The following is a 17,330-nucleotide window of genomic DNA, read 5'->3' as shown; positions in this document are numbered from 1 at the left end:
GGGGCGAATTATAGACCTGTAGAATCTGCCGTCAACCCTTAATTTGCATTTTCTATGAATAAGCTCAAAAGAACCCTTTAAGGGTGCTTCTACAAGGCTATATAGAGGCACAGGATGCGCCTCTATATATAGAAGGGCAGCGCTACACCACTCGCGAATGCCTCAAGGCGTCCACAGCCTCGACCCGCATCCCCAACACACGCTGCAGAACCTCTGCAGTATGTTCGCCCAATAGAGGAGGGGCGTTACGGTACTCAACGGGAGTTTCAGAAAGACGAATCGGGCTAGCCACCTGAGGCACCATCCCAGCCAACGCGTGTGGCAGCTCCACAGCCAGGCCTCGAGCCACGACCTGAGGATCGGCAAACACCTGTGCCAGATCGTTGATCGGCCCACAAGGCACCCCAGCCTGCTCCAGCTGGCTCACCCACTCAGTCGTCGTCTTGAATACCGTGGCCTGGCGAATCAGCGGAATCAGCACCGCCCGATTGGCCACCCGCAGCTTGTTAGTGGCAAACCGAGGATCGTCCGCCCACTGCGGCTGACCTGCTACCTCGGCAAACTTGCGAAACTGCCCGTCATTACCCACGGTGAGGATGAAGTCGCCATCCGCCGTCGGAAAATCCTGATAGGGCACTATATTAGGGTGCGCATTGCCCAAACGCTTGGGAGCGACCCCCGTGGTCAGATAGTTCATGGCCTGGTTGGCCAGACAAGCGACCTGCACATCCAGCAATGCCATATCGATGTGCTGACCACCGCCACCCTGATCTCGATGAGCCAGGGCCGCCAGAATCGCCACAGTGGAGTAGAGCCCGGTGAGGATATCGGTCAAGGCCACACCCACTTTTACCGGTCCAGCCCCTTCATCACCCTCAGGTCGCCCAGTCAGGCTCATCAGACCACCCAAGCCCTGGATCATGAAGTCATAACCCGCGCGCTTGGCATAGGGCCCGGTCTGACCAAAACCGGTGATAGAGCAATAGATCAGCCGCGGATTGACGGCCTTGAGCGACTGATAGTCCAGACCGTAAGCCGCCAGCCCACCGACCTTGAAGTTCTCGATGACGATATCCGACTTGGCTGCCAGCTCGCGCACCAGTTGCTGCCCCTCTGGGCGCGTGAAGTCGATGGTCACCGACTGCTTGTTACGGTTGGCCGACAGGTAATAGGCAGCCTCCGTGGTGTTCTCGCCATAGGCATCTTTAAGGAAGGGCGGCCCCCAGGCGCGTGTATCGTCACCATTACCCGGACGCTCGACCTTGATGACCTCGGCCCCCAGGTCCGCAAGGATCTGCCCGGACCAAGGCCCAGCCAGTACCCGCGATAAATCCAGTACCCGCAGATGCGATAACGCGCCCATGGCCGCTCTCCTATTAATAGAACGCCTGGATGCCGGTCTGCGCACGCCCGAGAATCAGCGCATGCACATCGTGAGTACCTTCGTAGGTGTTGACCACTTCCAGGTTCACCAAGTGACGGGCAATACCGAACTCATCGGAAATCCCGTTGCCCCCCAGCATGTCACGAGCCATGCGGGCGATATCCAGGGACTTGCCGCAGGAGTTGCGCTTCATGATCGATGTGATCTCCACCGCCGCAGTCCCTTCATCCTTCATCCGCCCCAGGCGCAGGCATCCCTGGAGGGCGAGGGTGATTTCGGTCTGCATGTCCGCCAGCTTTTTCTGGATCAACTGCGTGGCGGCCAGAGGACGACCGAACTGCTGACGATCAAGGGTGTATTGACGCGCGGTGTGCCAGCAGAATTCCGCTGCGCCCAGAGCCCCCCAGGAGATGCCGTAACGTGCCGAGTTCAAGCAAGTGAAAGGACCTTTCAGACCGCGCACATCCGGGAAGATGTTCTCTTCCGGCACAAAGACGTTATCCATGACGATTTCGCCAGTGATCGAAGCCCGCAGGCCGACCTTGCCGTGAATCACTGGTGCACTCAGGCCCTTCCAGCCTTTCTCCAGGACAAAACCACGAATGTCGCCGGCATCATCCTTGGCCCAAACCACGAATACATCAGCAATCGGGCTGTTGGTGATCCACATCTTGTTACCAGTCAGGCTGTAGCCACCGTCCACTTTGCGTGCACGAGTAATCATCGCACCCGGGTCGGATCCATGGTTCGGCTCGGTCAGACCAAAGCAGCCAATCCATTCGCCGGACGCCAGTTTCGGCAGGTACTTCTGTTTTTGCGCCTCAGTCCCGAACTCATTGATCGGCACCATCACCAAGGAGGACTGCACGCTCATCATCGAACGGTAACCCGAGTCAACACGTTCCACTTCCCGGGCGATCAAGCCATAGCACACGTAGTTCAAGCCACTGCCGCCGTACTGCTCGGGAATGGTCGCGCCCAGAAGGCCGACCTCACCCATTTCACGGAAGATGGCCGGGTCGGTCTTCTCATGGCGGAAAGCTTCCAGAACCCGTGGCGCCAGCTTGTCCTGAGCAAACTGCTCGGCACTGTCGCGGACCATGCGCTCTTCTTCGGTCAGTTGCTGGTCCAGCAGAAGGGGATCGATCCAGTTGAAGCTTGCTTTGCCGCCCATGAGTGACTCCTCGTGAAGTAGGTCAACTATCGTGGGCTGATCCTAGGCCCAGCAGGAGCCTTCCGGCAAACGAGGATTTTGCATACTGTTGTGCTAATTTCTCACTTCGTAACGGCAAAAAGTGCCATCTACAGCCACCATTAGTGAGATAGCCGTACATGCGCAGAAAGATCCCCAGTACCGCCGCCCTGATCAGCTTCGAGGCAGCCGCCCGTCACGAGAGCTTTACCAAGGCGGCACAGGAGCTTTCCCTGACCCAGGGCGCCGTCTGCCGACAGATCGCCAGCCTGGAGGAGTTCCTCAGCGTAGAACTTTTTCGACGCTCGCGGCGGGGAGTAAAACTCACCGAAGCCGGTCTTTCCTATAGCCGACGGGTCGCGACTCAACTGGATGCAGTAGAGCGCGACACCCTTTCCGTAATGGGTCAGCAAGGCGCCAATGTCATCGAACTGGCCGTGGTGCCGACCTTCGGCACTCAATGGCTGCTGCCACGCCTCAAGGACTTCCAGCAGCAACACCCCGAAGTCACCGTCAACCTGACCAACCGTACACGCCCCTTCCTGTTCGCCGACACCCCCTTCGACGCGGCCATCTACTTCGGCGACGCCGACTGGTCCGGCACTCAGTCCCATCGCCTGATGGGCGAGCATCCAGTGCCGGTGTGCAGCCCGGCCATACTGGGCAGCCGCCAGCAACTGAGTGCCGAAACCATCGCCGAGCTGCCCCTGCTGCAGCAGACCACTCGCCCCTATGCCTGGCGACAGTGGTTCAACTCACTACAAATGAACGTCCCCCGCGACATGACAGGGCCACGCTACGAGCTATTCTCCATGCTCGCCCAGGCAGCCATACACGACATGGGCATCGCCCTGATTCCAGCCTTTCTCATTCAACGCGAACTGGCGGAAAAACGCCTGGTGATTGCCAACCCTCAGGCACTGACGAGCATCAAGGCGTATTACCTGATGATTCCCGAGCGCAAGGTGGAGTCAGCCTCTTTACGGGCATTTCGCGATTGGCTGGTGAGCCAGGCGAACAGCTACAACCTTGGTAAATGAAGGCACCAAGCCAATAGTTGACCGCGTAGTCAAATAACTTAAAGCACTACAGATATAACTATTTGTCGCATTTAAACAGACTGTACCGACACCTCGGACAATCGTCCTACAAGCGCCTAACCACGCGGCTTGTAGGGTTTATTTAGAGGCGATGCAAGACTATTCACGCCACCGATGAGAAAAATCTTAATTTCATGGTTAAAGCCTTGAAAGGCACGGCTTACAAGGGGTTAAGCCTGTACGTTGCGACATTCGGTCACGGGGTGACTTGTAGTTAATTTTCCGTCACTAGTCAGAATCCCTTGAAGGCCTCAAAGTTCGCCTGCAAAATGCCGCGCCCCGCTGTGATTTCAGCGGGATCGTGCTGATCGGCCGCCCCAGCCGCACCCTCCTCAGTGCGCTGGCCTTCTAAGAAAGATCGAAAGCAATAAGATCAAGCAGGAGATTTGACGTGCACATTGGTGTTCCTCTCGAAACCCAGACGGGTGAAACACGGGTAGCTGCAACCCCGGAAACCATCAAGAAGCTGATCGGCCAGGGTCATAAAGTCACTGTGCAAAGCGGCGCCGGCATTAACGCCAGCGTGGTCGACAGTGCCTATGAAGCGGCAGGGGCAACCATTGGCAACGCCAACGATGCCTTTGGCGCCGAACTGATCCTCAAGGTTGTGGCCCCCAGCGACAGCGAGCTGGCTCTGATCAAGAGCGGCACCGTACTGGTGGGCATGCTCAATCCGTTCAGCAATGAAACCATCGCCAAGCTGGCCGAACGCGGCATTACCGCCTTCGCCCTGGAGGCGGCACCACGCACTTCCCGGGCCCAGAGCCTGGACGTCCTGTCGTCCCAGGCCAACATAGCCGGCTACAAGGCTGTGCTGCTGGCCGCCCACTACTATCCGCGCTTCATGCCGATGCTGATGACCGCCGCCGGCACCGTCAAAGCGGCCCGCGTGCTGATCCTCGGCGCCGGTGTGGCTGGGCTGCAGGCCATCGCCACGGCCAAGCGCCTGGGTGCGGTAATCGAGGCCTCGGACGTGCGCCCGGCGGTGAAGGAGCAGATCGAGTCCCTGGGGGCCAAGTTCGTTGACGTGCCTTACGAGACTGACGAAGAGCGCGAGTGCGCTGTCGGTGTCGGCGGCTACGCCCGTCCCATGCCGGCCAGCTGGATGCAGCGTCAGGCCCAGGCGGTCCACGAGCGTGCAAAGCAGGCCGATATTGTCATCACCACCGCGCTGATCCCGGGCCGCAAGGCACCGACCCTGCTGAGCGCCGAGACCGTCGCCCAAATGAAACCCGGTTCGGTGGTCATCGACCTGGCAGCCGCACAGGGCGGCAACTGCCCGTTGACCGTCGCGGATCAGGTTGTGGTCGAAAACGGCGTGACCATCGTCGGCCCAACCAACCTGGCCGGCGCCGTGGCTGCCGACGCCTCGGCACTGTACGCACGCAACCTGCTGGACTTCCTGAAGCTTGTCTTCACCAAAGAAGGGCAGTTCGAAGTCAACCTCGAAGACGACATCGTCGCCGCGTGCCTGATGTGCCGCGACGGCCAAGTCATTCGCAAAAACGCCTAAGCAGGGATTCAGACGATGGAAGAGCTTATCTCCCCCGGTATCTACAACCTGATCATCTTCGTGCTGGCGATCTATGTCGGTTACCACGTGGTCTGGAACGTTACACCCGCACTGCACACCCCCCTGATGGCAGTGACCAACGCCATTTCCGCAATCGTTATCGTCGGTGCCATGCTGGCCGCCGCCCTGACCGTGACCCCGCTGGGCAAGACCATGGGCACCCTGGCCGTGGCCCTTGCTGCGGTCAATGTGTTCGGTGGCTTCCTGGTCACCCGTCGCATGCTGGAAATGTTCAAGAAGAAAGCGCCCAAAGCCGTGAAAGAAGAGGTGCAGAAGTAATGAGCATGAACCTGGTAACAACCCTTTATCTGATCGCCTCGGTGTGCTTTATCCAGGCGCTCAAGGGCCTTTCGCACCCGACCACGTCCCGCCGCGGCAACCTGTTCGGCATGCTGGGCATGGCCCTGGCGGTACTGACCACCATCGGCCTCATTTATAAGCTGGGCGCTGAGCTGGCGACTGCCGGCATCGGCTACGTGATTGTCGGCCTGCTGATCGGCGGCACCGCCGGTTCGATCATGGCCAAACGCGTAGAAATGACCAAGATGCCGGAGCTGGTGGCCTTCATGCACAGCATGATCGGCCTGGCCGCGGTGTTCATTGCCATTGCCGCCGTGGTCGAGCCCCAGTCCCTGGGTATCGTCAAGCACCTGGGCGATGCGATCCCCGCCGGTAACCGACTGGAGCTGTTCCTCGGCGCCGCCATCGGCGCCATCACCTTCTCCGGCTCAGTGATCGCCTTCGGCAAGCTGTCGGGCAAGTACAAGTTCCGCCTGTTCCAGGGCGCACCGGTACAGTTCTCCGGGCAGCACAAGCTCAACCTGGTGCTGGGCCTGGCCACCCTCGGCCTGGGCGTGACCTTCATGGCCACTGGCAACCTGGGCGCCTTTGCCCTGATGCTGGCCCTGGCCTTCGTCATGGGCGTGCTGATCATCATCCCGATCGGCGGTGCCGACATGCCGGTAGTAGTGTCGATGCTCAACAGCTACTCGGGCTGGGCGGCGGCGGGGATCGGTTTCTCCCTGAACAACTCGATGCTGATCATCGCCGGCTCCCTGGTGGGCTCCAGCGGTGCGATCCTCTCCTACATCATGTGCAAGGCGATGAACCGTTCGTTCTTCAACGTGCTGCTGGGCGGTTTCGGCAACAGCGCCGATGCGGGCGGCCCGGCCGGTGCACAGGAAGCCCGTCCGGTGAAATCCGGCTCGGCCGACGATGCGACCTTCCTGCTGACCAACGCGGACACGGTGATCATCGTTCCCGGCTACGGCCTGGCGGTAGCACGGGCCCAGCACGCGCTGAAAGAGCTGACCGAGAAATTGACCCATCGCGGCGTCACCGTGAAGTACGCGATCCACCCGGTGGCAGGGCGCATGCCCGGTCACATGAACGTGCTGCTGGCCGAGGCCGAAGTGCCTTACGACCAGGTGTTCGAAATGGAAGACATCAACTCCGAGTTCGGCCAGGCCGACGTGGTGCTGGTCCTGGGTGCCAACGACGTGGTCAACCCGGCGGCGAAGAATGATCCGAAATCGCCGATTGCCGGCATGCCGATCCTCGAGGCCTTCAAGGCCAAGACCATCATCGTCAACAAGCGCTCCATGGCCAGCGGCTACGCCGGCCTGGACAACGAACTGTTCTACCTGGACAAGACCATGATGGTCTTCGGCGACGCGAAGAAGGTCATCGAAGACATGGTCAAAGCCGTCGAATAAAGCTGCTGTAGCGCAATACCCAAAACCTCAGCCTTTAGTAGGCTGGGGTTTTTTATTTACACCATAAAGCCGACAAAAGGCTCTAGATCAGGGCCTTTCATTCGACCTTTGTCGCGGGGCGTTTTTTTTTGAAATCACTAGACTGCGCTTCTTGCTTCCGTTGCCCGAGATAACAATCCATGTACCGTGATCGTATCCGCTTGCCTTCGTTGTTGGATAAGGTGATGAGCGCCGCCGACGCTGCCGCCCTGATTGAGGACGGCATGACCGTCGGCATGAGCGGCTTCACCCGCGCCGGTGAAGCCAAGGCCGTGCCCCATGCCCTGGCCGAACGGGCCAAGGTAACCCCGCTGAAAATCAGCCTGATGACCGGCGCCAGCCTGGGCAACGACCTGGACAAGCAACTCACCGAAGCCGGCGTCCTGGCCCGGCGCATGCCGTTCCAGGTGGACAGCACCCTGCGCAAGGCGATCAACGCCGGCGAAGTAATGTTCATCGACCAGCACCTTTCGGAAACCGTTGAGCAACTGCGCAACCAGCAGCTCAAGCTGCCAGACATTGCGGTGATCGAAGCCGTGACCATTACCGAGCAGGGGCATATTGTGCCGACCACCTCGGTGGGCAACTCCGCCAGCTTCGCGATCTTCGCCAAGCAGGTGATCGTCGAGATCAACCTGGCGCACAACCCGAACCTGGAAGGCCTGCACGACATCTATATCCCGACTTATCGTCCAACCCGCACCCCAATCCCCCTGGTGAAGGTCGACGATCGCATCGGCAGCACCGCGATTCCGATCCCCGCAGAAAAGATCGTTGCCATCGTCATCACCAACCAGTCCGACTCGCCGTCTACCGTGTCCACCCCGGACAGCGAAACCCAGGGCATCGCCAATCATCTGATCGATTTCCTCAAGCAGGAAGTGGACGCAGGGCGCATGAGTAACAAACTCGGCCCGCTGCAGGCGGGTATCGGCAACATCGCCAACGCCGTGATGTGCGGCCTGATCGAGTCGCCGTTCGAGAACCTGACCATGTACTCCGAAGTGCTGCAGGACTCGACCTTCGACCTGATCGACGCCGGCAAGCTCAGTTTCGCCTCGGGCAGCTCCATCACCCTGTCGAGCCGGCGCAACGCCGATGTGTTCGGCAACCTGGAACGCTACAAGGACAAGCTGGTGCTGCGCCCGCAGGAGATCTCCAACCACCCGGAAGTGGTGCGCCGCCTGGGCATCATCGGCATCAACACCGCACTGGAGTTCGACATCTACGGCAACGTTAACTCCACCCACGTCTGTGGCACGCGGATGATGAACGGCATCGGCGGCTCCGGCGACTTCGCTCGCAACGCGCACCTGGCGATCTTCGTCACCAAGTCGATTGCCAAGGGCGGGGCGATTTCCAGCGTGGTGCCCATGGTCAGCCACGTGGACCACACCGAGCATGACGTCGACATCCTGGTGACCGAAGTCGGCCTGGCCGACTTGCGTGGCCTGGCACCGCGTGAGCGGGCCCGGGTGATCATCGACAACTGTGTGCATCCGTCCTATCGCGAAGCGCTGAATGACTACTTCACCAAGGCCTGCACCCTGGGTGGTCACACGCCGCACATCCTGCGAGATGCCCTGAGCTGGCACATCAACCTGGAAGAAACCGGGAAAATGCTCGCCGAGTAATTGATACAGTTGGCAGCTGACGCAAACACAGTTTCGTCAGCTCGCCAGCCGCTCACCAAAGGCCGACAAAAACTGTACTGCTGTACCGGTCTTTTCCTCGCCTGAAACCGTTAATCCCCAATCAAAAATCACCTAAATGCACCAAAAAGGTGCTGACAGGTACAGTTGCGCCATTTCCGAACAGTACAGCCCCTATAAACAGTTAACTGGTCCCTCACAATACAGGTGAACTGTATCTACAGAGTCTTGCGCGGGAAGAGGATCATGGGCACCAGTTAAACCACTACCTGATCCCGCCACAAGCGGAAGGATGTCAACCATGGAACGTACACTCAGTTCCGAACTGTTCTTCGAAGACAAAGCTGAAAAAACCCAGGCTTCCCTGCCTCTGCGCGTTATCGCCAACCTGATGCTGTGGCAGCGCCGCATCTCCAGCCGCCATCAACTGGCTCGCCTGGATTCGCGTCTGCTGGCCGATGCCGGGATCAGCGAAGCACAACGCTACGAAGAGCTGAGCAAGCCGTTCTGGCGCTAACGCAGCGTCGCTGGCCCTGACCCTCCGGGTCCACCGCCAGCACCCCGAATTGCACACACAAAACCCGTCGTGGGAAACCGCGACGGGTTTTGTCGTTCTGGACCGATGACAAACGTTTAGAGGTGAAGTAGAGCCTGTATCAGAGCATGATAGGTACAGTTTTAAGAAAACCAAAATACAACCAGTACAATTTTATTCTGACGTGTGACTACAGTCGCCTTTCAATCCGACACCATGATGCTGCAAACCAATCGCTCAACTTCTCAGCAAGGACTGCGTCAGGAACTCATTGTTGCCCCTCAGCCCTGACACAGATCTGTGCGAATAGAACAGCTCAGCCTAATATCTGAAGTGACGTAGCGATTCTCGTCCGAGCTGCGTCAGATCCATCAGACACAGCACCTTGCAGTGGCTGCCCGGCGTCTCACTCAGCGCCCTTTAATTGTCTGTTCATTCACAGGAGTTACCCATGTCCCGTCTTCGCCTGCTCAGCGCTGCCGCACTGCTGGCCCTAGCTACCAATGCCCACGCCACTAGCCTGATCGTGACCACTGATGCCATTGTCGGCGCCCTCAAGGCCACGACCGATGCGACCTCCGACGCCACTTCCTCCCTGCGCGACAACAAGATTGTCCGTGCCGCCCGGGATGACGCCGCCAGTTTTGTCGCTACCGACGGTGCGATTCGCGGGGTAAAGCTGGAAAGTGCCTTCGCTCACATTCGCCAGCAAGCCCCTCAACTGCAAGCCACTGACACACAACTGGCTCAGGCAATCCTGGCGATCTGACCTGCCGTTTCAGGTGCGTATACGCACCTGAAACCCTCTGCGCTGGCCCTGCCCGGGCCATTGCGCTAGCCTTGGCGCTGGTTTTCAGTTGTCGAGACTCTAGGGTTTGTTCCGAATTACGCTTTTCGCTCCATTATTGATCGCTGTCTGTTGGGCCTCCTGGGTGCAGGCATTCGACCTGACGACCCAGAGCTCGGTCATCACGGCTTACGCTACAAGCCAGGTGACCTCGGCGCCCTTCGACCATAAACTGCTGCTCGCCGCCCAGGATGACGCCGCCGCCTTCATTGCGACCGACGGCCAACTGCGTGGAGCACGGCTGGAGTCCGCGCTGAAATATCTGCGGCAGCACCAGGCAAAACTTCATGCCAGCGACCTTGAACTGGCGCAGGCAATTCTCGTCCAATAACCATCCCTGTTCTTCCGGAGTCGTTCCATGCGTAGCCCGCTGATTGCCGCCACCCTTGGCCTGCTGTTGTTGGCCGACGTGGCCCAGGCACACACCCTGGTGGCCACCAGTAATATCATCGTCCGCGCCTCTGGCCGCACGATCGATTTCACCTCGGACACCACCACTTCGATCCGTGACTCCAAAGTCGTGCGCGAAGCCCACGACGATGCCGCCAGCTTCGTCGCCAGCAACGGTGATATCCGTGGAGCGCAACTGGAAGCTGCGTTCAATGCCCTGCGCACTCAACTGCCGGAAGCCCGCGACGCCAGCGATCAGGTTCTCGCCGAAGCCATCCTCGCCCTGTGAGATCACTCCTTGCCTGGCTGCTGGCCGGGACCCTGGGGCTGCTCTGCGGTACCGCCCAGGCCGACCTGCAATTGCGCCTCAAGACCGATGGCTTGAGCCCGGCGCAACAACACGCCAGCCAGGCGTTGCTGGATGAAGCGATGCAGGCATTGCCGCCGCGTTTCATCCAGCAACTGGATCGCACCATTGATGTCGGCTGGACCGACCAGATGCCCGACAACGCCTATGGCGCGGCATCCCTGGTTGCGGAACTGGACCTTAACCGCGCCTTGCTGCCGAGCCTGGCCGATGGCTCCGCGGCGACCCAGAAGACCAGCCGCCCTCACGGCACCGTGCGCCGGGAGTTACTCGCCACCGTACTTCATGAACTGACCCACATTTATGATCGTGCGCGTTTATGGCCCAGCGCCGAACGCAGCCTGATCCAGCGCTGCACCCGCAAGACCGGCACCTCCGGCCTGATCGGACTGCCGGATGAATGCCGGGGCCAGAACAATCGCCGCTTCACCCTCAGCGACGACCCGCGACTGCTGGACCTGGCCGGCTGGCCGCAATATGTCGGCCGCCGCGGAGAGCGGGAACAGCACAACCGGCAGATTGCCCGCAGTCCGGACCTCTACGAGACCACCAACCCGAAAGAGTTCGTAGCGGTGAACATGGAGTACTTCCTCCTCGATCCGAGCTACGCCTGCCGGCGTCCGGCGCTGTATCGCTACTACCAGGAGCATTTCGCCTGGGCCCCTGCCGCCAAGGACAGCTGTGCCCAGTCCTTCGCCTTCCTCAACGCCGGCAACGACTTCGCCAAGACGCCCCTGGGCAAGGTGGACCCGGAGCGGGTCTATGCGGTGGACTACCTGCTGGCCGAGGCCAATCAGAACTGGGTCAGCCGCTGGGGCCACAGCATGCTGCGCCTGGTGATCTGTGCCCCGGGCCGGCCCCGCGGCCCGGATTGCCGACTGGACCTGGACCAGCACCTGGTGCTGTCCTATCGCGCCTTTGTAGGTGACGTGCAGTTGTCCAGTTGGGATGGCCTGGTGGGCAAGTATCCTTCACGGCTGTTCGTCCTGCCGCTGTCGCAAGTCATCGATGAATACACCAAGACCGAGCTGCGCAGCCTGGCGTCCGTGCCCTTGAAGCTGTCACGCAGCGAGATCGAGGAAGTGGTGGAGCACGCCGCCGAGATGCACTGGAGCTATGACGGCAACTATTACTTCCTGTCCAACAACTGCGCCGTGGAGAGCCTCAAGCTCCTACGCAGCGGCAGCAACAACAAACAACTGATCGGCCTCGACAGCATCATGCCCAACGGCTTGCTGGAAGTGCTCAAGGGCAGGGGACTGGCGGACACCAGTGTGCTCGACGATCCCCGGGAAGCGCTGCGCCTGGGCTATCGCTTCGACTCCTTCCGCGACCGCTACCAGGCGATGTTCGAGGTGATCAAAAAGCACCTGCCGATCAAGCAGGCCAGCGTCGAAGACTGGCTGTCGCTGAACGCCGAGGAACGCCGCCAGTGGTTCGATCGGGCCGACCTGCGTACCAGCGCGGCCTTGCTGCTCCTGGAGCAGGCCAGCTATCGCCGACAACTGTTACTGGCCCAGGACGAGGTCAAACAACGTTACCTGGGCGCCCGGGAGCTGAAGAATGGCGGCATGGAGAAAGCCAACAAGACCTTGCAGGAAATTCTCGCCAACAGCGGCTTCCTCAGCCGACCGGCGGAATTGCTGGGTAGCAGCGGCTATGGCTTGCCCCAGCCCGGCGAATGGCAGCGCCTGGAGTCCGAAAGCAGCGAGCGACAGAAACAGCTGCAATCCCTGACCGGCGAACTGGACAAGGAAGTGCGGGCCCTGCTGGAGCCGGCGCGGGCGGCGGAAATTGCCGCCAACGAGGCCAATCTGAAGCAGGTGGGCGAGCATCTGCGCACACTGCACAAGGCCGCAGGCGGCCTGGAACTGCCTTGACTCCCTGATCTACATTCGGTGCTTTGTGCCTGCTAGCCGCCAGAAAGCACCTCGTTTGCAGCGGGTCCACACCTACGGCTACAGGATGCACGTCACCATGAAAAGCCCCAAGACTATCGCCGCGCGTTTAGGCTTCAGCATTCTAGGCACCCTGGCACTTGCCACCCCTGCCCAGGCCATCAAGGTAGTCCCCGATTTCGATACAGAGCCTGGTCTGGCCACGGTGTTCTGGGGAGCCTTCACCACAACCGGCCCGTTTATCGGCACAACAGTGACATTCAACGAACTGAGTGACAGCGATCAGAAGCTACTGCTGCTAGCCCGCGATGACGCCGCGGCCTTTGTCGCCACCGATACCGCCGTTCGTGGGGCGCTACTTGAGTCGGCCCTGCTGATGCTGCGTCAGAAGGGCGACCTGGATCACTACGATGATCTTGTCCTGGCTTGTGCCATCCTGGCTTCCACCCACTGAAGCCCCCAAGAACGGACCTGTCCGAACCTTGCCAGGAACCTTAACAGCGTCAGCCCCCTGACCGCCTACAGCCCATGGCGCTATAGCGTCTCTTGCGCCTCACCTGGCAACTGCTCATCCAGATGCAACCAGGGCAGGCGGCTGTCGGTCCAGATATGCCGGTCCGCAGGCGCCCGTTCCGGGTGATCCAGAGTGGCAATGGTGACATCGATGCTGTCCGGGCTCAGGTGGGTAACCAGTGCCAAGTGAGCACCACAGTCAGCGCAGAAATAGCGCGCACAACTTGCAGATGAGTCGTAGCGCGCGGGAACGCCTTCCAGCCACTTGAAAGCCGAGGCGGGCAAAGTGATCCAGGTGGTCACCAGACCGCCACTGACCCGGCGGCAGATCGAGCAATGACAGTGGGCGATATCCCGCAGTGGCCCGCTGAACTGGTAACGCAGCCGCCCGCAGTGGCAGCCTCCGGTGTGCAACTCGCTCATGTGCATTCCTCCTGTGGGCCCATGCCCGTCACTTTATGCCGCTGGTCGCCTGCAGCAACATCCACCGTTTCCTTTCAATGCCGAAAGCTGGCTGAAAGCTTCCCCGATTAGGATCGCCTCCACTACCGGCAAAAGACCGGTTGGCCACAGCGGGCGTTTCTGGCGCTCCCGGCCCTATTAACAACAACAATGGTGATTCTGATGTCCGCTCGTACCCGCCTGTTCGCTTCGACTCCCCCCGTACGCCTCGTGCTTGCCGTTCTGCGTTGATCCCACCCGGTTCGCCATTCCCTAGCCGCGCTACGCCTGGAGTACTCCCATGCTGACTTTCCTTGGCTTCGCCATGGTCATCACGTTCATGTTCCTGATCATGACCAAGCGCCTGTCCGCGCTGATCGCCCTGATCATCGTGCCGATCCTGTTCGCCCTGTTCGGCGGTTTCGCGCCGAAGATCGGCCCGATGATGCTCGAAGGCATCACCAAGCTGGCGCCCACCGGCGTGATGCTGATGTTCGCCATTCTGTATTTCGCCCTGATGATCGACTCCGGCCTGTTCGACCCGGCGGTGCGCAAGATCCTCAAGCTGGTCAAGGGCGACCCGCTGAAGGTCTCGGTCGGCACCGCCGTGCTGGCCCTGGTGGTATCCCTGGACGGTGACGGCGCCACCACCTACATGATCTGCGTGGCCGCCATGCTGCCGCTGTACAGCCGCATCGGCATGAGCCCGCGGATCATGGCCGGCCTGATCATCCTCGCCGGCGGGGTGATGAACATGACCCCCTGGGGCGGTCCTACCGCCCGTGCCGCCAGCGCGTTGCACGTGGACCCGTCGGACATTTTCGTACCGATGATCCCGGCCATGCTGGCCGGCGTGGTGGCAATCCTGGCGATCGCCTATCTGTACGGTAAACGTGAGCGCGCACGCCTGGGCGAACTGCACCTGGCGGGCGATGAGATCGATCACAGTGAAATCAGCGTCTCGCAGTACCCCGACGCCCGTCGTCCGAAGCTGATCTGGTTCAACGGTGCCCTGACCTTCGCCCTGATGTGCGCACTGATCGCCGGGCTGCTGCCGTTGCCCGTGCTGTTCATGGTGGCCTTCAGTATTGCCATGATCGTCAACTACCCCTGCCTGCAGCAGCAGAAGGACCGGGTCGCGGCCCACGCCGGCAGCGTGCTGGCAGTGGTCGGGCTGATCTTTGCTGCCGGTATCTTCACCGGCATCCTGTCCGGTACCGGCATGGTCGACGCCATGTCCAAGAGCCTGCTGGCAGTGATCCCTGACGCCCTGGGGCCCTATCTCGCAGTGATCACCGCGCTGGTGAGCATGCCGTTCACCTTCTTCATGTCCAACGACGCCTTCTACTACGGCGTATTGCCGGTGCTGGCAGAAGCCGCCAGTCATTACGGCATCACGGCGGTGGAAATGGCCCGCGCGTCGATCGTCGGCCAACCGGTGCACTTGCTCAGCCCGCTGGTACCCTCGACCTATCTGTTGGTGGCCCTGGCCGGTATCGAGTTCGGCGATCACCAGCGCTTCACCCTCAAGTGGGCAGTGCTGGTCTGCCTGTGCATAATGTTCGCCGCTTTGCTGATGGGGATCTTTCCACTGTTCAGCACTCTATAAAGGCAATGATTCTTCGCTCGGGCCGGCTTCCCGGTCCGGGCCATAACAACCGCTCAAAGGAATACACATGGAATGGCTGACCAACCCGGAAATCTGGGTTGCCTTCTTCACCTTGACCGCCCTGGAAATCGTCCTGGGCATCGACAACATCATCATGATTTCGATCCTGGTCAGCCGCATGCCCAAGCACATGCAGGCGCGCACTCGGATCTTCGGTCTGGCGCTGGCCATGGTCACGCGGATTCTGTTGCTGCTGTCGATCACTTGGGTCATGCGCCTCACGGCCGACCTGTTCGTGGTCTTCGGCCAGGGCATTTCCGGGCGGGACCTGATCCTGTTCTTCGGCGGCCTGTTCCTGCTGTGGAAAAGCTCCCAGGAGATGTACCACGCCCTTGAAGGTGAGGACGAAACCCTTGATGAACCCAAAGGCAAGGGCGGCAACTTCCTATACACCATCATCCAGATCGCGATCATCGACATCGTCTTCTCCCTGGACTCGGTCATCACTGCGGTGGGCATGGTGTCCCATGTACCGGTCATGGTGGCGGCGATCATCGTCGCGGTCCTGGTGATGATGCTGGCGGCCGGCACCATCAGCGAATTCATCGACAAGCATCCGTCGCTGAAGATGCTGGCGCTGTCGTTCCTGCTGGTAGTCGGTACCGTACTGATCGCCGAGGCCTTCGAAGTGCACGTACCAAAAGGCTACGTCTACTTCGCCATGGCTTTCTCCCTGGCGGTGGAAGCCATCAACATCAAGATGCGCACCGCCATCGCGAAGAAGAAAAAACAGCAGGACCCGGTGAAACTGCGCAAGGACGTTCCTGGTCAATAAACCGCGAACGCGCTAAAGAAAAAGGGGCTTTCGAGCCCCTTTTTCACGTCTGCAGGCAGCTGTTTTCATGACAGTTTTGTTTCAATCACCGGTTTAGCTATGCGATGCTGGCGTCCTGTGCGTTAGCCAACTACAGCTTAAATACATAACGTAGAACCTCGCGCAACAACGTCCACTGGCCCCGCTTGGGGCTCTTCACCCCAGGGGGGGCCTCTCATGCTGACCCTGCTCAATCTGCTTTCCGCCGTGGCCCTGCTGATCTGGGGCACGCACATCGTCCGTACCGGCATCCTGCGGGTCTACGGCTCCAACCTGCGCCACGTGATCGGTCAGAACATGGCCAGGCGACCGCTGGCCTTCGTCGCCGGCATCCTGGTGACCGCCATGGTCCAGAGCAGCAACGCCACGGCGATGCTGGTGACGTCCTTTGTCGGCCAGGGCCTGATGGCCCTGACCCCAGCACTGGCAACCATGCTCGGCGCCGACGTCGGTACCGCGTTGATGGCCCGGGTGCTGACCTTCGACCTGTCCTGGCTGTCGCCGCTGCTGATCTTCCTCGGGGTGATTTTCTTCCTGTCGCGCAAACAGACCCGCGCCGGCCAGCTGGGCCGGGTCGGCATCGGCCTGGGCCTGATCATCCTGGCCCTGCAACTGATCGTCGAAGCGGCAGCGCCGATTACTCACGCTCAAGGGGTGAAGGTGCTGTTCGCCTCGCTTACCGGCGATATCCTCCTGGATGCGCTGATGGGGGCGGTGTTCGCCATGGTGTCCTACTCCAGCCTGGCGGCGGTGCTGCTGACCGCCACCCTGGCCGGGGCCGGAGTGATCAGCCTGCCGGTGGCCATCGGCCTGGTGATCGGCGCCAACATCGGCAGCGGGGTGCTGGCCTTCCTCAGCACCAGCATGCAGAACACTGCCGGACGCCAGGTGGCCCTGGGCAGCCTGCTGTACAAACTGATCGGCCTGCTGCTGATCATTCCGGTGCTCGACCCGCTGGCCCACTGGATGGACAGCCTGGACTTCAGTCCCCAGGAGGTGGTGATCGGCTTCCACCTGCTGTACAACACCGCCCGCTGCCTGTTGCTGCTGCCCACTGTCGGCCCCATGGCCCGATTCTGCGCCTGGCTGATGCCCGAGCGCCCCCAGGACAACGGCCGTGCACGACCACGGCACCTCGATCCCACCGCGCTGGCCACCCCGAGCCTGGCCCTGGCCAACGCCGCCCGGGAAACCCTGCGCA

At 60.5% G+C, this 17,330-nt stretch carries 17 protein-coding genes; 14 read left to right on the top strand and 3 right to left on the bottom strand.

Annotated features, from left to right (window positions below; translation table 11 throughout):
• Positions 1–142 precede the first annotated feature (142 nt).
• Together BLX41_RS03635 and BLX41_RS03630 are read right to left on the bottom strand one after the other, a co-directional pair.
• Positions 143–1,363, bottom strand: a complete 1,221-nt coding sequence (locus BLX41_RS03635; protein ID WP_123723805.1) for a CaiB/BaiF CoA transferase family protein — start codon at positions 1,361–1,363, stop codon at positions 143–145.
• A 13-nt stretch (positions 1,364–1,376) separates the two neighbouring features.
• Positions 1,377–2,558, bottom strand: a complete 1,182-nt coding sequence (locus BLX41_RS03630) for an acyl-CoA dehydrogenase (RefSeq protein ID WP_123723804.1) — start codon at positions 2,556–2,558, stop codon at positions 1,377–1,379.
• Positions 2,559–2,716: 158 nt separating this feature from the next.
• Between BLX41_RS03630 and BLX41_RS03625 the strand changes: the two genes are divergently transcribed.
• From BLX41_RS03625 to BLX41_RS03575, 11 genes are all read left to right on the top strand, one after another.
• Complete coding sequence (locus tag BLX41_RS03625; protein ID WP_123723803.1) at positions 2,717–3,616, top strand: LysR family transcriptional regulator; 900 nt, start codon at positions 2,717–2,719, stop codon at positions 3,614–3,616.
• Between the two features lie 451 nt (positions 3,617–4,067).
• Positions 4,068–5,189: a Re/Si-specific NAD(P)(+) transhydrogenase subunit alpha gene (locus tag BLX41_RS03620; protein ID WP_123723802.1), complete on the top strand. Its 1,122-nt coding sequence runs from the start codon at positions 4,068–4,070 to the stop codon at positions 5,187–5,189.
• A gap of 15 nt (positions 5,190–5,204) precedes the next feature.
• Complete coding sequence (locus BLX41_RS03615) at positions 5,205–5,528, top strand: NAD(P) transhydrogenase subunit alpha part 2 (RefSeq protein ID WP_005783507.1); 324 nt, start codon at positions 5,205–5,207, stop codon at positions 5,526–5,528.
• Entirely contained in the window at positions 5,528–6,964 is a 1,437-nt protein-coding gene (locus BLX41_RS03610) for an NAD(P)(+) transhydrogenase (Re/Si-specific) subunit beta (protein WP_123723801.1), read from the top strand. The genes BLX41_RS03615 and BLX41_RS03610 overlap by 1 nt, the downstream gene beginning before the upstream one ends.
• A 179-nt stretch (positions 6,965–7,143) precedes the next feature.
• Entirely contained in the window at positions 7,144–8,637 is a 1,494-nt protein-coding gene (locus BLX41_RS03605) for an acetyl-CoA hydrolase/transferase family protein (RefSeq protein ID WP_123723800.1), read from the top strand.
• Positions 8,638–8,956: 319 nt separating this feature from the next.
• Positions 8,957–9,172, top strand: a complete 216-nt coding sequence (locus BLX41_RS03600; protein WP_011058498.1) for a DUF1127 domain-containing protein — start codon at positions 8,957–8,959, stop codon at positions 9,170–9,172.
• Positions 9,173–9,641: 469 nt separating this feature from the next.
• A complete protein-coding gene (locus BLX41_RS03595; protein ID WP_123723799.1) occupies positions 9,642–9,959 on the top strand; it encodes a DUF2388 domain-containing protein in 318 nt (105 codons plus the stop codon).
• Positions 9,960–10,074: 115 nt separating this feature from the next.
• The gene (locus tag BLX41_RS03590) at positions 10,075–10,368 is read left to right on the top strand and encodes a DUF2388 domain-containing protein (RefSeq protein WP_259744382.1); all 294 of its coding nucleotides are present in this window, start codon (positions 10,075–10,077) and stop codon (positions 10,366–10,368) included.
• Positions 10,369–10,395: 27 nt separating this feature from the next.
• On the top strand, positions 10,396–10,716 hold the full coding sequence (locus BLX41_RS03585) for a DUF2388 domain-containing protein (protein ID WP_011058495.1): 321 nt from the start codon (positions 10,396–10,398) through the stop codon (positions 10,714–10,716).
• Complete coding sequence (locus tag BLX41_RS03580; RefSeq protein WP_123723797.1) at positions 10,713–12,674, top strand: DUF7844 domain-containing protein; 1,962 nt, start codon at positions 10,713–10,715, stop codon at positions 12,672–12,674. Before BLX41_RS03585 ends, BLX41_RS03580 begins: the two co-directional genes overlap by 4 nt.
• Positions 12,675–12,771: 97 nt before the next feature.
• Positions 12,772–13,146, top strand: coding sequence for a DUF2388 domain-containing protein (locus BLX41_RS03575; RefSeq protein WP_123723796.1), 375 nt, complete (start codon positions 12,772–12,774; stop codon positions 13,144–13,146).
• Positions 13,147–13,226: 80 nt separating this feature from the next.
• Here BLX41_RS03575 and BLX41_RS03570 read toward each other — a convergent pair whose 3' ends face one another.
• Positions 13,227–13,628: a GFA family protein gene (locus BLX41_RS03570; protein ID WP_123723795.1), complete on the bottom strand. Its 402-nt coding sequence runs from the start codon at positions 13,626–13,628 to the stop codon at positions 13,227–13,229.
• A 319-nt stretch (positions 13,629–13,947) separates the two neighbouring features.
• Between BLX41_RS03570 and BLX41_RS03565 the strand changes: the two genes are divergently transcribed.
• The 3 genes from BLX41_RS03565 to BLX41_RS34330 all read left to right on the top strand — a co-directional run.
• Positions 13,948–15,255 carry a CitMHS family transporter gene (locus BLX41_RS03565; protein ID WP_123723794.1) on the top strand — a complete coding sequence of 436 codons (1,308 nt, stop codon included), beginning with the start codon at positions 13,948–13,950 and terminating at the stop codon, positions 15,253–15,255.
• Positions 15,256–15,322: 67 nt separating this feature from the next.
• On the top strand, positions 15,323–16,090 hold the full coding sequence (locus BLX41_RS03560; protein WP_123723793.1) for a TerC family protein: 768 nt from the start codon (positions 15,323–15,325) through the stop codon (positions 16,088–16,090).
• Between the two features lie 216 nt (positions 16,091–16,306).
• Positions 16,307–17,330, top strand: a 1,024-nt coding sequence (locus BLX41_RS34330; protein ID WP_259744371.1) for a Na/Pi cotransporter family protein, incomplete at its 3' end; no start/stop codon positions are given.

This window comes from Pseudomonas protegens (assembly GCF_003732485.1).
Lineage (GTDB): Bacteria > Pseudomonadota > Gammaproteobacteria > Pseudomonadales > Pseudomonadaceae > Aquipseudomonas > Aquipseudomonas protegens_B.
Note: the sequence above shows the minus strand (reverse complement) of the source record. Positions and strands in the feature narration are given on the sequence as shown.

What these genes read in the sequence shown, in the direction of transcription:
- BLX41_RS03635 (WP_123723805.1), bottom strand. Translation starts at nt 1,363, where the DNA reads ATGGGCGCGTTATCGCATCTGCGGGTACTGGATTTATCGCGGGTACTG.
- BLX41_RS03630 (WP_123723804.1), bottom strand. Translation starts at nt 2,558, where the DNA reads ATGGGCGGCAAAGCAAGCTTCAACTGGATCGATCCCCTTCTGCTGGAC.
- BLX41_RS03625 (WP_123723803.1), top strand. Translation starts at nt 2,717, where the DNA reads ATGCGCAGAAAGATCCCCAGTACCGCCGCCCTGATCAGCTTCGAGGCA.
- BLX41_RS03615 (WP_005783507.1), top strand. Translation starts at nt 5,205, where the DNA reads ATGGAAGAGCTTATCTCCCCCGGTATCTACAACCTGATCATCTTCGTG.
- BLX41_RS03610 (WP_123723801.1), top strand. Translation starts at nt 5,528, where the DNA reads ATGAGCATGAACCTGGTAACAACCCTTTATCTGATCGCCTCGGTGTGC.
- BLX41_RS03605 (WP_123723800.1), top strand. Translation starts at nt 7,144, where the DNA reads ATGTACCGTGATCGTATCCGCTTGCCTTCGTTGTTGGATAAGGTGATG.
- BLX41_RS03600 (WP_011058498.1), top strand. Translation starts at nt 8,957, where the DNA reads ATGGAACGTACACTCAGTTCCGAACTGTTCTTCGAAGACAAAGCTGAA.
- BLX41_RS03595 (WP_123723799.1), top strand. Translation starts at nt 9,642, where the DNA reads ATGTCCCGTCTTCGCCTGCTCAGCGCTGCCGCACTGCTGGCCCTAGCT.
- BLX41_RS03585 (WP_011058495.1), top strand. Translation starts at nt 10,396, where the DNA reads ATGCGTAGCCCGCTGATTGCCGCCACCCTTGGCCTGCTGTTGTTGGCC.
- BLX41_RS03575 (WP_123723796.1), top strand. Translation starts at nt 12,772, where the DNA reads ATGAAAAGCCCCAAGACTATCGCCGCGCGTTTAGGCTTCAGCATTCTA.
- BLX41_RS03570 (WP_123723795.1), bottom strand. Translation starts at nt 13,628, where the DNA reads ATGAGCGAGTTGCACACCGGAGGCTGCCACTGCGGGCGGCTGCGTTAC.
- BLX41_RS03565 (WP_123723794.1), top strand. Translation starts at nt 13,948, where the DNA reads ATGCTGACTTTCCTTGGCTTCGCCATGGTCATCACGTTCATGTTCCTG.
- BLX41_RS03560 (WP_123723793.1), top strand. Translation starts at nt 15,323, where the DNA reads ATGGAATGGCTGACCAACCCGGAAATCTGGGTTGCCTTCTTCACCTTG.